The sequence below is a fragment of the Citrobacter sp. Awk 2 genome, from assembly GCF_028069815.1.
Lineage (GTDB): Bacteria > Pseudomonadota > Gammaproteobacteria > Enterobacterales > Enterobacteriaceae > Citrobacter.
The window spans coordinates 1-15,021 of sequence record NZ_JANEWL010000045.1; the positions used below are offsets into that span (position 1 = coordinate 1).

The following is a 15,021-nucleotide window of genomic DNA, read 5'->3' on the forward strand; positions in this document are numbered from 1 at the left end:
CAATAAGTTACACCGTAATCGCATAAAAACCATGCGTCTTGCGGGCCTATAAGCCAGGCGAGATATGATCTATATCAAATTCTCATCTATAATGCTTTGTTAGTATCTCGTCGCCGACTTAATAAAGAGAGAGTTAGTGTGAAAGCTGACAACCCTTTTGATCTTATACTTCCTGCTGCTATGGCCAAAGTTGCCGAAGAAGCAGGCGTCTATAAAGCAACGAAACATCCGCTTAAGACGTTCTATCTGGCAATTACTGCCGGTGTGTTCATTTCAATTGCCTTTGTTTTCTATATCACTGCCACTACCGGTACCGGCACAATGCCTTTCGGCATGGCAAAGTTGGTGGGTGGTATCTGCTTTTCCCTGGGGCTGATTCTTTGCGTTGTCTGCGGCGCTGATCTCTTCACTTCAACTGTACTGATTGTCGTCGCTAAAGCCAGTGGTCGTATTACCTGGGGTCAGTTAGCGAAGAACTGGCTTAACGTTTATGTCGGTAACCTGATTGGTGCGCTGATCTTTGTGTTACTCATGTGGCTTTCTGGCGAGTATATGACCGCCAACGGCGCGTGGGGACTCAACGTCCTGCAAACTGCCGACCACAAAGTGCACCATACTTTTGTTGAAGCTGTAAGCCTTGGTATTCTGGCTAACCTAATGGTGTGTCTGGCCGTCTGGATGAGCTACTCTGGCCGCAGCCTGATGGACAAAGCGTTTATCATGGTATTACCGGTCGCAATGTTTGTTGCCAGCGGTTTTGAGCACAGTATCGCAAACATGTTTATGATCCCTATGGGTATCGTAATACGCGATTTCGCCACCCCGGAATTCTGGACCGCTGTCGGTTCTTCTCCGGAGAATTTTTCTCACCTGACCGTGATGAATTTCATCACCGATAATCTGATTCCGGTTACGATCGGTAACATTATCGGCGGCGGTTTGTTGGTCGGGTTGACATACTGGGTCATTTACCTGCGTGGTAACGATCATCATTAATCTGTTGATGCTCATTGCACGTAGTAAATAAAAAATCCACTTAAGAAGGTAGGTGTTACATGTCCGAGCTTAATGAAAAGTTAGCCACAGCCTGGGAAGGTTTTACCAAAGGTGATTGGCAGAATGAAGTAAACGTCCGTGACTTCATTCAGAAAAACTACACTCCGTATGAGGGTGACGAGTCCTTCCTGGCTGGCGCAACTGAAGCGACCACTGCACTGTGGGACAGCGTAATGGAAGGCGTTAAACAGGAAAACCGCACTCACGCGCCTGTTGACTTTGACACCTCCGTTGCTTCTACCATCACTTCTCACGACGCTGGCTACATCAACAAAGCGCTCGAGAAAATTGTTGGTCTGCAGACTGAAGCTCCGCTGAAACGTGCGATTATCCCGTTTGGCGGTATCAAAATGGTTGAAGGTTCCTGCAAAGCGTACAATCGCGAACTGGACCCGATGCTGAAAAAAATCTTCACCGAATACCGTAAAACCCACAACCAGGGTGTATTCGATGTTTATACCAAAGACATTCTGAACTGCCGTAAATCCGGTGTTCTGACTGGTCTGCCAGATGCGTATGGCCGTGGTCGTATCATCGGTGACTACCGTCGCGTTGCGCTGTACGGTATCGACTACCTGATGAAAGACAAATACGCTCAGTTCGTCTCTCTGCAATCAGACCTGGAAAATGGCGTAAACCTGGAAGCGACTATCCGTCTGCGTGAAGAAATCGCTGAACAGCACCGCGCTCTGGGTCAGATCAAAGAAATGGCGGCTAAATATGGCTGCGATATCTCTGGTCCGGCTACCAACGCTCAGGAAGCTATCCAGTGGACTTACTTCGGCTACCTGGCCGCTGTTAAATCTCAGAACGGTGCAGCAATGTCCTTCGGTCGCGTATCCACCTTCCTGGATGCTTACATCGAACGTGATATCAAAGCTGGCAAAATCACCGAGCAAGACGCTCAGGAAATGATTGACCACCTGGTCATGAAACTGCGTATGGTTCGTTTCCTGCGTACTCCTGAATATGATGAACTGTTCTCCGGTGACCCGATTTGGGCAACTGAATCTATCGGTGGTATGGGCGTTGACGGCCGTACTCTGGTTACCAAAAACAGCTTCCGCTTCCTGAACACCCTGTACACCATGGGTCCTTCTCCGGAGCCGAACATCACTGTTCTGTGGTCTGAAAAACTGCCTCTGAACTTCAAGAAATTCGCCGCTAAAGTGTCCATCGACACCTCTTCTCTGCAGTACGAGAACGATGACCTGATGCGTCCGGACTTCAACAACGACGACTACGCTATCGCTTGCTGCGTAAGCCCAATGGTTGTTGGTAAACAAATGCAGTTCTTCGGTGCGCGTGCAAACCTGGCGAAAACCATGCTGTACGCAATCAACGGCGGCGTTGATGAAAAACTGAAAATGCAGGTTGGACCTAAATCTGAACCGATCAAAGGCGACGTTCTGAACTTCGACGAAGTTATGGACCGCATGGATCACTTCATGGACTGGCTGGCTAAACAGTACGTCACTGCACTGAACGTTATCCACTACATGCACGACAAGTACAGCTACGAAGCCTCCCTGATGGCGCTGCACGACCGTGACGTTATCCGCACCATGGCGTGTGGTATCGCTGGTCTGTCCGTTGCTGCTGACTCCCTGTCTGCAATCAAATATGCGAAAGTTAAACCGATTCGTGACGAAGACGGCCTGGCTGTTGACTTCGAAATCGAAGGCGAATACCCGCAGTTCGGTAACAACGACTCTCGCGTAGATGACATGGCGGTTGACCTGGTAGAACGTTTCATGAAGAAAATTCAGAAACTGACTACTTACCGTAACGCTATCCCGACTCAGTCTGTTCTGACCATCACTTCTAACGTTGTGTATGGTAAGAAAACGGGTAACACCCCAGATGGTCGTCGTGCTGGCGCGCCGTTCGGACCGGGTGCTAACCCAATGCACGGCCGTGACCAGAAAGGTGCTGTTGCCTCTCTGACCTCCGTTGCTAAACTGCCGTTTGCTTACGCGAAAGATGGTATCTCTTACACCTTCTCTATCGTTCCGAACGCACTGGGTAAAGACGACGAAGTTCGTAAGACCAACCTGGCTGGTCTGATGGATGGTTACTTCCACCATGAAGCGTCCATCGAAGGTGGTCAGCACCTGAACGTGAACGTCATGAACCGTGAAATGCTGCTGGATGCGATGGAACATCCGGAAAAATATCCGCAGCTGACCATCCGTGTTTCTGGCTACGCAGTACGTTTTAACTCCCTGACTAAAGAACAGCAGCAGGACGTTATTACTCGTACCTTCACTCAGACCATGTAATTGGTTTTGACTGAAATCGTACTTTAAAAAGCGTACAATAAAGGCTCCACGTAAGTGGGGCCTTTTTAATAGCCTGCTTTGTCAGCCATCTATACTTATGGATAGCAGCCAAAACAGACTCGACACAGTTAATAACTGTGCACTAACACTGGCCCCGGATGGGCCACACCTGGAGAAACACCGCAATGTCAGTTATTGGTCGCATTCACTCCTTTGAATCCTGTGGCACTGTTGATGGCCCGGGCATCCGCTTTATTACCTTCTTCCAGGGCTGCCTGATGCGCTGCCTGTACTGCCACAACCGTGACACATGGGATACGCACGGCGGTAAAGAAGTCACCGTCGATGAATTAATGAAAGAAGTCGTGACCTATCGTCACTTTATGAACGCATCCGGTGGTGGCGTAACAGCATCCGGCGGAGAGGCTATTCTGCAAGCTGAATTCGTCCGTGACTGGTTCCGTGCCTGTAAGAAAGAAGGTATTCATACCTGTCTTGATACTAACGGTTTTGTCCGCCGCTACGATCCGGTGATTGATGAATTGCTGGAAGTGACCGATCTGGTGATGCTCGATCTGAAACAGATGAACGACGAGATCCACCAGAACCTGGTCGGTGTATCTAACCATCGCACACTGGAGTTTGCCCGTTACCTGTCCAACAAAGATATCAAAGTGTGGATCCGCTATGTTGTCGTACCTGGCTGGTCCGATGATGATGATTCAGCGCACCGTTTGGGCGAATTTACCCGTGATATGGGCAATGTCGAAAAAATCGAACTGCTGCCATACCACGAGTTGGGTAAACACAAATGGGTGGCGATGGGTGAAGAATACAAACTGGATGGCGTGAAGCCGCCGAAAAAAGAGACCATGGAGCGCGTCAAAGGCATCCTTGAGCAGTATGGTCACAAAGTGATGTACTAAGTCTTGTGGTGGGTAATGGACCTGTTACCCACCACATTTCCCCTTAACGCCCTCTTCTTGCCAGCAGCGGGAAAATCAATCCCAGTCCAACCAACACAAACGGCGTCACAATGTTCAGCGTGAGCTGGAACGTCCACTCTGGAGTAAAGGCTTCCATTTTCGGAAAGATCCCCGTAAGGCAGGCAAACGCAGTAAACGCAAAACACCAAATTCCCACCGTCATCGCCAGAGAGCGGTTACGGATGAAGACATATTCCGGTTTATATTTCTGCGCCAAACGAATAACGGCAATAAATGCCACAAACACCCACAGATAGCGCAGAGGCATCACTACTGAATTCAGATTCAGCAACCATTTATACAAATTGTTCATGTCACCGATACCCAGCGTTGGCAACATAATCAAAATGGCCACCAGCACCAGCGTCAGAATATAGCCATTCACCGGTGTACCAGAGGCATTGGTTTTACACAGGCTTTCAGGAATATATTTGCGATCGGCATCGCCCAGTAAAACTTTAAGCGGCGCATCAATAGAAAACACCAAAGCCGCAATTTGACCTAACGTGTTGGCGACTGCATAAATAACCATCAATGTGTTACCCATGCCGTAATACTCCCCGAGCTTCTGGAAAGCGTAATACTGGCCATTAGTCATTAAGTCATCAGGAATATGCTGAGAGTCAAACATCATCCCCATTGCCAGAGACCCCAGGATCGCACACACCGCCACCATAACCGCCAGAACTAACATCCCTTTCGGGAACTCTTTGCCTGGGTTACGCGTCTGGTTAACGTATGGAGAGATTTTCTCCGCGCCACCGACTGCAAAGACCAGCATCGAGATTGTTGTGATATAGGTAAAATCGATATGCGGGATAAAAGATTCCCAGGTGATATTGGTTGTGGCGATCTGCACATCAGTAATCGCCGGAGCGGTAACGGCCATTACGACATACAGAATGGACATCACAAACATCGCGATCCCCGCAACCGATCCAACGATTTTAAGCGATTTCATGCCACGGGATGCAACCCACATGAAAAAGACAAACAGCGCTAACGTCAGCCCCTGCAACGCCACCACGGTGTACTCTTTAATCAGCGAGCCATCGCCTTTCAGCGCCCATCCCAGAGCAATCAGAATAGCCTGTGGCTTTTGCGCCAGATAAGGGATATGCACCACCCAATAGGTCCACGCGGCGAGATAAGCCAGTCCCGGTCCCATTGTGTGTTTAATCCAGGTACTAACCCCACCTTTACCGTCTTTAAACGTAGAGCCAAGCTGTCCGACAATCAGTGCATAAGGGATAAAATAGAGGGCGAAAATAAATATCCATGAAGAGACAACCACTAATCCCTGATTAGCATAGTTATTTACAACATTACCGAATCCCCATACGGTAATAAAAGACATCAATGCGATGTTGTACCACCGCAATTGTTTTTCCTGCGCACTTGCCATTGGCGATCCTTCGTAGACGCTATTTTTGATAATCAATAAATGAAGCGAGGGATTATGCGCGGTAAAATGGCCTAGCGGAAACGGCAGAATGTAAAACTATAATCTTCTGCACATTTTATTTTCAGGAAGGAATAGCGATACTTAAATAAAACAGGTTCCCATAAAGTATACATAAACAGCATGTATGGGAACCTGTTTTTATCCTGTTAGATCAGATATGCGCCACAGAATTCGGTGTATGTCCTGTCTTACGCAGCAGCATCAGTAAATAAATAAACGATACGCTGGCAATCATGATAAACAGTAAACTGTCAGAGTAATTTTGCATCAGCATTGCGGTAAATGATGGCCCAAGCAGGCTACCCACGGTATAGCTTAATAACAATGCCTGGTTCATAGCGACCAACTGATGATGTTCTACTTTCTCGCAGGCCCAGGCCATCGCAACCGGATAAAGAGTGAAACCTGCCGCGCCCAGCATAAACAATGCAGGTGCCATCGCCGCCTGATTTAGCATAGCGATACTCCCGACGATCACCACAAAGACCTGGACGCGCAAAACCAGCAGACGACCTAACTTATCGGCCAAACGACCAATTGGCCATTGTCCCAGAATACCTGCACTGACCAGTACCGCCATCCAGAAACCAATGCTGGCATTGCTGACCCCCTGATGGTTGAGGTACAGCGGCATCAGGCCATACAACGACCCCAGCACAATCCCGGAGATAATGCAGCCATTCACACCCAGACGGGCCTGGCGAAGCTTCAGCATAGAGACAATGGGGGTAGACTGTTGTTCATCACCCTGCTGGTTCACAATGCGGGTAAAGAGCAGCGGTAATACTCCGGCCAGGATCGTGCCGGTCACCCACGGCAGAACATTCATTAATTCTGTCGAGACTTTACTGACCAATAATTGTCCTAAAAACGTCCCCACGTAATAGACCATCATATAGGCGGCAAGTAAGCGTCCACGGTTACGCGACGTCCCGCTGCACATCAACGCACTTTCCACTACCACCCAGATCATGGCACAACCGATGCCCGCAATAAAACGCCAGGTCATCCAGCTCCAAAAACCTACCATGATGCCCAGTCCGACACAGCCCGCGGCAAAAATAAGCGAAGCGATGTAATAGCTGCGGTTAAAACCGAGGTGTTTAATTAAGTACCCGGTCAGTAACGTCCCAACCAGATTTCCGGTGAAATAAGACGAACTAACCACTCCTACCTGCCAGGTTGGCAGATTTTCATGGGCGAGCCAAAGCGGAACGAGCGTGTTTAACACGGCGATCGCCAGGGTCAGCAGAAGCAGCCCGCACAGCAATAGCATGACGGGACGGGTATAGGTGGACATGAATAAAAACCGTGAGGAAGTTCAAATTTCATGCGCATCATGCCACTGCAAAAAACATTGTCAATCGGCGCAATCAGGGACCTGAGGCACTTTCAGAGGGATCGATTCGTATTACTGATTCTTAACGCGGATTGATAAAAAATGGGAAAATACATCTATTTGTTTTAATTGATCTAAAACAAAATTGCCCCGTTGCGTTCAGTCGAAAAAATTCATGGATAATCGGCATCTTTTATTTGCAAGATGACCGTATTAACGCCTTATCCGACCTACACGTTCAGTACTGTAATGTGTAGGCCGGACAAGCGCGATGCCATTCGGCATTTTCAGGTTAGCTGGCGACCGCCATGCCGACGGTCATATGCAGACCATAGAACACGCCGCGGCCAATCAACTCACCGACTAACAGCAGAATAAACGCGACGGAAAGCAGCGGTATTGCCGGCTGGTAACCTTTCACCTGCGGAATAATCCAGCAGCACAACGCTAAAGCCAGTGCCACAATCCGCCATGCCATCAGCGAACCGTAATCGGGCACCAGCGCAGATGCCTGCTGAATAGAACTGTGGATTGTCGCCAGTTCGGCCCCCTGCATCACGGACATGATGCCGCTCACGACCAGCGCAAGCACTGAAATAGCAGGCAGCAGTCGCATCGCCCAGCCGTCAATTCCGGCAACCCGTAACAGCAGATATCCCAGCAGCGGACCTCCCATGAACAACGTCAGGAAGAATCCAATCGGCGTCCAGACACTATACCAGGTAGGCACCGTATCAATAGTGTTATATACGCGCACCATCATCCAGACAAAAACTACGCCCAGAACCATGGTGAGAACTAACCACAGATTGCGTAATGCTGGCGGCATTTTTTTCAACACCGCCAGTAGCCAGCCAAGACCACCAACGGCAAAGAAGATCGAGCCGCTGGCGATTTCGTTACTCAGCGCGGAAGAGCCGACACGGTTGAGGGAGTTAAACGCCCGCATCGGTGAGCCCAGGTGAAGCATGGAAGCAATAAAACCGATGCCCATCAATACCCACAGGCCAAACATGCAGGTAATCACACGCTGCTGTGAATCAGGGCGTAAGTCCCCTTTCATCAGCGCCAGCGCCAGAACAATAAAGCCACCCACAACACACTGCCCGAAAACAGTGAAGATCATCAGCGGCCATTCATGCCATCCACTTCCCATCTTACACCTCCTTCGGATTCGCCAGATAACCCGTGGTATCCCCGGTCGGGCGGCTATTGGCATTTGGTTTGATGACGATGCTCGGTTTGGTAAAGTGCGCGCCAGGGAGCGGCGCAACCGCGGCCAGGGTGCCGTGTTTTTTACGCAGTTCCTCTATCGGGCCGAAGTCCAGCGCACGCAGCGGGCAGGATTCGACACAGATGGGTTTCTTACCCTCAGCAACGCGTTCATGACAGCCATCGCACTTGGTCATGTGTCCTTTGGCGGCATTGTATTGCGGTGCGCCATACGGGCAGGCCATGTGGCAATAGCGACAGCCAATGCACACGTCTTCATCCACGACCACAAAACCATCTTCACGTTTGTGCATCGCGCCGCTTGGACACACCTTGGTACAGGCCGGGTCTTCACAGTGGTTACACGCAATCGAGAGGTAATAGGCGAAAACGTTCTGGTGCCAGACACCGTTATCTTCCTGCCAGTCACCGCCGGCGTATTCGTAAATACGGCGGAAACTGACGTCCGGCGTTAAATTTTTGAAGTCTTTGCAGGCCAGTTCGCAAGTTTTGCAACCGGTGCAACGGCTGGAATCAATAAAAAATCCATACTGGGTTGTCATCGGTTACTCCTTACACCTTTTCAACCTGAACAAGGTTCGTATGTGATGGGTTCCCCTTAGCGAGAGGAGAAGGCCGCTGGGTCGTCAGCACGTTAATACAACCGCCCTGATCAACACGCTTCACATCCGGGTCATACCAGGCGCCCTCACCCAGTGCAACAACGCCAGGCATCATACGCGGGGTAACTTTAGCCTCGATATGCACTTCACCACGGTCGTTAAAGATACGTACCTTGTCACCGTTGTTAATACCGCGTCGTTGTGCATCCATCGGGTTAATCCACATTTCCTGGCGACAGGACGCTTTCAGAACGTCAACGTTGCCATAGGTCGAGTGGACGCGAGATTTATAGTGGAAGCCCGTTAATTGCAGAGGGAATTTTTCCACCAGTGGATCGTTTAAGCTTTCAAAGCCCGGTGTATAAATCGGTAATGGATCGATCACATCGCCTTCCGGCAGTTCCCAGGTTGCGGCAATTTCTGCCAGCGCTTGAGAATAAATTTCAATCTTGCCTGACGGCGTGGTAAGCGGATTGGCTTTGGGGTCCTCTCGAAACGCTTTATACGCCACGTGATGTCCTTCAGGATCACGCTGCTTAAAGATGCCCTGCTTACGGAACTCTTCAAATGTCGGCAGTTCCGGTATAGCCTTGCGCGACTGTTCATACAAATGACGCATCCACTCTTCCTGAGTACGGCCTTCCGTAAACTGTTGCTCGACGCCGAGGCGTTTCGCCAGCTCGCTGGTCATTTGGTAGATAGTCTTGCATTCAAAGCGTGGCTTGATTGCCTGATCGGTGAAAATCACGTAGGACATATTCCCGCAAGATGCATCCAGCGCGAAGTCCATCTGCTCAGAGGCCGTACAGTCCGGCAGCAGAATATCGGCATATTTCGCCGAGGAGGTCATATGGCAGTCGATAACGACGATCATTTCGCACTTCTTATCATCCTGCAGGATTTCATGCGTACGGTTGATATCAGAGTGCTGGTTAATCAGGCAGTTACCGGCATAGTTCCAGATCATCTTAATCGGAACGTCGAGCTTATCCTTACCACGAACACCGTCGCGCAGCGCCGTCATTTCAGGACCACGCTCAATCGCATCCGTCCACATAAACATTGAGATGCTGGTTTCAACGGGGTTTTCCAGCGTTGGCATACGCTCAAACGGCAAATCGTATGATCCCTCACGTGCACCGCTATTGCCGCCGTTAATACCGACGTTGCCGGTCAGAATGGCCAACATAGAAATGGCACGGGTCGCAATCTCGCCGTTGGCGTGGCGCTGCGGTCCCCAGCCCTGGCTAATGTAGGCGGGTTTCGCGCTACCAATTTCACGCGCCAACTTAACAATTCGTTCAGCAGGAATACCGGTTATCTGCGCAGCCCATTCCGGGGTCTTCGCGATACCGTCTTTACCCTGACCAAGAATATACGCTTTATAGTGACCGTTCTTCGGCGCTCCCGCCGGGAGGGTTTTTTCGTCATAGCCCACGCAGTACTTATCGAGGAACGGTTGATCAACCATATTCTCACTGATCAGCACATAGGCAATACCGTTAACCAGCGCTGCATCTGTACCCGGTCGAATGGGGATCCATTCATCTTCGCGTCCCGCACCGGTATCCGTGTAGCGGGGATCGATTATGATCATGCGGGCATTAGATTTCTGCCGCGCCTGTTCAAGGTAATAGGTCACCCCACCACCGCTCATACGCGTTTCGCCAGGGTTATTACCAAACAAGACAACGAGCTTACTGTTTTCAATGTCAGACGGGCTGTTACCGTCTGCCCATCCGCCATAGGTATAGTTCAGTCCTGCCGCGATTTGCGCAGAAGAATAATCCCCATAGTGGTTCAGGTAACCGCCGCAACAGTTCATTAAACGTGCTACCAGCGTTTTACCCGGCGGCCATGAGCGCGTCATCGTACCGCCCAGCGTACCGGTCCCATAGTTAAGATAGATAGACTCGTTACCGTAGTCTTTAATCAGACGCTGCATATTGCTGGCGATGATATCGTAGGCTTCATCCCAACTGATGCGCTCAAATTTACCTTCACCACGTTTGCCGACACGCTTCATTGGGTATTTCAGACGATCGGGATTATAAACACGACGACGCATGGACCGACCACGCAGGCAGGCACGAACCTGATGCAAGCCGTCATAGTTATCATCGCCCGTGTTGTCGGTCTCGACATATTTGATTTCACCGTCTACGACATGCATACGCAGCGGACAACGGCTACCGCAGTTTACCGTACACGCACTCCAGATCACTTTCTCATTGACGGGTGACGGGTTGATGGCATCTGCAGCGTTTGCAATACGGGTAAATGGCAGGGTAAACGCGCTACTGGCCACTGCCAGCCCGCCTATCGCCGTCGTTTTTACCAAACTGCGACGACTCACCTCAGCTGCCAGCACGGCATCGGGGATCTTAGTTTTCATAGTGGCTCACTCTGCTGCTCACAATAAACAAAAAGGGAATGTTCGTTGTATAGTCGTTTATATATCGATACTATCGTTATACAGACCGTTATATAGCGAATTTATGCAAAGACAGAGATAAATACTGACTTTCATTCGAAGGCAGTATTACCACTAATGGAGTAAGGGTTATTGTCCGGCATCAAACGGGCGTAAAAAAAGCGCCCTGAGGCGCTTTTTTAGCAAGGAAAAATGACTTAGCCGATGAATTCCAGGCCATTCATGTACGGACGTAATACTTCCGGTACCTGAATACGGCCATCAGCTTGCTGGTAGTTTTCCATAACGGCGACCAGCGTACGTCCCACTGCCAGACCAGAACCGTTCAGCGTATGCACTAAACGTGTTTTCTTGTCAGATTTGCTACGGCAACGCGCCTGCATGCGGCGAGCCTGGAAATCCCACACGTTGGAGCAGGAGGATATTTCACGATAGGTATTCTGTGCCGGGATCCACACTTCCAGATCGTAGGTTTTGCATGCGCCGAAGCCCATGTCACCAGTACACAGAATGATCTTACGGTACGGCAGACCCAGCAGCTGAAGTACTTTTTCAGCATGACCGGTCATCTCTTCCAGCGCGTCCATAGAATCTTCAGGACGAACAATCTGCACCATCTCAACTTTGTCGAACTGGTGCATACGGATCAGACCGCGGGTATCACGACCATAAGAACCAGCCTCAGAACGGAAGCATGGCGTATGCGCAGTCATTTTGATTGGCAACGCGTCTTCGTCAATGATTTCATCGCGTACCAGGTTGGTCAGCGGAACTTCTGCCGTCGGGATCAGCGCATAGTTGCTGCTGTCGGCTTCTTCATCCAGCGGACGCGTATGGAACAGATCACCAGCAAATTTCGGCAACTGACCGGTACCGTACAGCGTGTCATGGTTGACCAGATACGGAACGTAGTTTTCACTGTAGCCATGTTGTTCAGTATGCAGATCCAGCATGAACTGAGACAGCGCACGGTGCATACGCGCAATCTGCCCTTTCATGACAACAAAACGAGAGCCGGTCAGTTTAACCGCAGCGGCGAAATCAAGACCTGTGTGCATTTCACCCAGCGTCACGTGATCGCGCACGTCGAAATCGAATTCACGTGGGGTACCCCAGCGACTCACTTCAACGTTGTCATTCTCATCTTTACCTACCGGAACGTCGTCCGCCGGCAGGTTAGGAATGGTCAGCGCAATGTCGCGGATCTCGGCCTGTAAGGTATCAAGTTCAGCTTTCGCGGCATCCAGCTCTTCGCCCAGTTTGTTCACTTCCAGACGTAAAGACTCGATATCTTCCCCGCGCGCTTTTGCCTGGCCGATGGATTTCGATCGAGAGTTACGCTCTGCCTGCAGGTTTTCAGTTTGTACCTGCAGAACTTTACGACGCTCTTCAAGAGCGCGCAGCTTATCTACATCCAGCTTAAAGCCCCGGCTTGCCAGTTTTTCTGCGACTGCGTCTGGCTCATTACGCAGCAGATTGGGATCGAGCATGCTTATCCTGTGCTTATCGAATTAAAATAGGAGAAAGTGACCACAGCCTGCGGTCACAGGGATACATCGACAACATTACCGCAACGATAACACTAACGGTAGCGTTTTATAGGGCTATTTTGATCCTGTCCGGCGAGCCAGGCGAGCTTTTCGCCAATCTTGCCTTCAAGGCCTCTGTTTGTCGGGTGATAATAGCGCGTTTGTGCCATTTCCTGCGGGAAGTATTCTTCTCCAGCAGCGTAGGCATTTGGCTCATCATGGGCGTAGCGATATTCCTGGCCATACCCCATCTCTTTCATGAGCTTCGTCGGCGCGTTGCGCAAGTGCACCGGTACGTCGTAATCTGGGCGTTCACGGGCATCTGCCAGAGCGGCTTTAAAGGCGGTGTATACCGCATTACTTTTCGGCGCGCAGGCCAGATAGACAATCGCCTGAGCAATAGCGCGTTCACCTTCCGCAGGACCTACGCGGGTAAAACAATCCCATGCAGAAATTGCCACCTGCATAGCGCGAGGGTCGGCATTTCCCACATCTTCAGAGGCAATTGCCAAACAGCGACGGGCAACGTAGAGCGGGTCACCGCCTGCACTAATGATGCGCGCATACCAGTAAAGAGCTGCATCCGGTGCACTACCGCGAACCGACTTATGCAATGCTGAGATCAGGTCGTAAAAACGATCGCCTTTATTATCGAAACGCGCGCTACGTTCACCGGCAATCTCAGTGAGCAATTCTGGTTTCAATACGCGCTTGCCAGAATCATCAACTTCGGCCATGTCGGCCATCATTTCCAGCGTATTTAGCGCCCGCCGCGCATCACCGTTTACCAGTTCAGCAATCGCCCGACGCGTTTCGTTCGGCAAAACGATATCCTGACCGCCATAACCTCGCGCTTTATCTGACATCGCCTGATCCAGCACCTGCTCGATATCTTCAGTGGTCAATGATTTCAGTAAATAAACGCGTGCGCGCGACAGCAGTGCCGAGTTCAGCTCAAACGAGGGATTTTCGGTGGTCGCCCCAATAAACGTAATCGTGCCGTCTTCAATATGCGGAAGAAAAGCGTCCTGCTGGCTTTTATTAAAGCGGTGAACTTCGTCCACGAACAGTATTGTGCGTCGGCCAGCATTACGATTCTGACGCGCACGTTCAATCGCTTCGCGAATTTCCTTCACACCCGAGGTGACGGCTGAAATACGTTCAACATCAGCGTTCGCATAACGGGCAATGACTTCGGCAAGCGTGGTCTTTCCCGTTCCTGGCGGCCCCCATAAAATCATGGAATGCAGGTGTCCGGCCTCGATGGCGCGCGGCAAGGGCTTACCCGCAGCCAGCAGATGTTGCTGGCCGATATACTGCGCTAAATTTTCTGGCCGCATACGCGCGGCCAGGGGTTGAAAGGTATTATCAGAAAAATCGAGCGACAGGTTGCCCACTCACGCGCCTCTACTTACGTTGATCGTCTACCGTTACGCCTTGTGGCGGGGTAAAGGTGAATTTTGATGGTTCGATCGCGCCATTCTGCTGCGATTTCAACTGGTAGCTACTACGCTGATCGTCCTGTTCAACAGCGCTAAACTGATGAATTGTTCCGTCGCGGCCAACATTGATGGTGAACTGCTTCAGGTTGCCGCTGCTGGTTTTGGGCGTCAGCACAAAATCATCGCCGTTTTGCTTAATATTGTACTGCTGCCAGTCGCTGGACTGGTTCCGCGCAATCAGCATAAACGGCGTGTTACCCGTGGCATCTTTCAGCCAGGTCGCCGTCGCCTGCTCAACAAACGGGTTGAAGAACCACAGTGTTTTACCATCAGAGACCAGAATGCTTTCATCAGGCTGTGTCATATGCCAGTTAAACAGATTCGGACGTTTAACCCATAAATCACCCTGGCCTTCCTGCACCGCTGCGCCGCTACCATCCGTTACCTTCTGGGTAAAACTGGCGTGGAAGCTGCTGACTTTATCCAGACGGCTTTTCAGGTCGCTGGCGGCGTCAGCCCAAACGCTGCTCACCACAAAGCTCGACAATAATGCACAGGTGATTGCGATTCTTTTCATCGTTATTCCTCAAAATACGTCACTCCCAACGGGGAGCTCCTTCTGCTATCCATTTCAGGCCAAAAATCAGCATGAG

11 protein-coding genes are annotated in these 15,021 nt (G+C 50.5%); 3 read left to right on the top strand and 8 right to left on the bottom strand.

The annotated features are described in order from the left end of the window. Nucleotides 1-138: 138 nt before the first annotated feature. The 3 genes from focA (at nucleotide 139) to pflA (ending at nucleotide 4,264) form a co-directional block, all read left to right on the top strand. Nucleotides 139-996: a formate transporter FocA gene (gene focA / locus NNO02_RS12705; protein WP_003831909.1), complete on the top strand. Its 858-nt coding sequence runs from the start codon at nucleotides 139-141 to the stop codon at nucleotides 994-996. 59 nt (nucleotides 997-1,055) lie between these two features. Beyond that, nucleotides 1,056-3,338, top strand: coding sequence for a formate C-acetyltransferase (gene pflB, locus NNO02_RS12710; RefSeq protein ID WP_137382814.1), 2,283 nt, complete (start codon nucleotides 1,056-1,058; stop codon nucleotides 3,336-3,338). A gap of 185 nt (nucleotides 3,339-3,523) precedes the next feature. Next, on the top strand, nucleotides 3,524-4,264 hold the full coding sequence (gene pflA, locus NNO02_RS12715; protein WP_003035751.1) for a pyruvate formate lyase 1-activating protein: 741 nt from the start codon (nucleotides 3,524-3,526) through the stop codon (nucleotides 4,262-4,264). Nucleotides 4,265-4,307: 43 nt separating this feature from the next. On the opposite strand, the gene NNO02_RS12720 is transcribed toward pflA, so the two are convergent. From NNO02_RS12720 to lolA, 8 genes are all read right to left on the bottom strand, one after another. After that, nucleotides 4,308-5,729 carry an amino acid permease gene (locus NNO02_RS12720; RefSeq protein WP_271454947.1) on the bottom strand — a complete coding sequence of 474 codons (1,422 nt, stop codon included), beginning with the start codon at nucleotides 5,727-5,729 and terminating at the stop codon, nucleotides 4,308-4,310. 211 nt (nucleotides 5,730-5,940) lie between these two features. Next, complete coding sequence (locus NNO02_RS12725; RefSeq protein ID WP_271440644.1) at nucleotides 5,941-7,089, bottom strand: MFS transporter; 1,149 nt, start codon at nucleotides 7,087-7,089, stop codon at nucleotides 5,941-5,943. Nucleotides 7,090-7,420: 331 nt separating this feature from the next. Then, nucleotides 7,421-8,284 (bottom strand): dimethyl sulfoxide reductase anchor subunit family protein, encoded by an 864-nt coding sequence (locus tag NNO02_RS12730; protein WP_271454948.1) that lies wholly within the window; start codon nucleotides 8,282-8,284, stop codon nucleotides 7,421-7,423. A 1-nt stretch (nucleotide 8,285) separates the two neighbouring features. Further along, the gene (locus tag NNO02_RS12735; protein WP_005123570.1) at nucleotides 8,286-8,903 is read right to left on the bottom strand and encodes a DMSO/selenate family reductase complex B subunit; all 618 of its coding nucleotides are present in this window, start codon (nucleotides 8,901-8,903) and stop codon (nucleotides 8,286-8,288) included. A gap of 10 nt (nucleotides 8,904-8,913) precedes the next feature. Continuing rightward, nucleotides 8,914-11,358 carry a dimethylsulfoxide reductase subunit A gene (gene dmsA / locus NNO02_RS12740; RefSeq protein WP_202039029.1) on the bottom strand — a complete coding sequence of 815 codons (2,445 nt, stop codon included), beginning with the start codon at nucleotides 11,356-11,358 and terminating at the stop codon, nucleotides 8,914-8,916. A 236-nt stretch (nucleotides 11,359-11,594) separates the two neighbouring features. After that, a complete protein-coding gene (gene serS / locus NNO02_RS12745; protein ID WP_271440642.1) occupies nucleotides 11,595-12,887 on the bottom strand; it encodes a serine--tRNA ligase in 1,293 nt (430 codons plus the stop codon). A gap of 92 nt (nucleotides 12,888-12,979) precedes the next feature. After that, nucleotides 12,980-14,323 (bottom strand): replication-associated recombination protein RarA, encoded by a 1,344-nt coding sequence (gene rarA / locus NNO02_RS12750; protein WP_271440641.1) that lies wholly within the window; start codon nucleotides 14,321-14,323, stop codon nucleotides 12,980-12,982. Between the two features lie 10 nt (nucleotides 14,324-14,333). Continuing rightward, nucleotides 14,334-14,945, bottom strand: a complete 612-nt coding sequence (lolA, locus tag NNO02_RS12755; protein WP_040233939.1) for an outer membrane lipoprotein chaperone LolA — start codon at nucleotides 14,943-14,945, stop codon at nucleotides 14,334-14,336. Nucleotides 14,946-15,021: the final 76 nt, after the last annotated feature.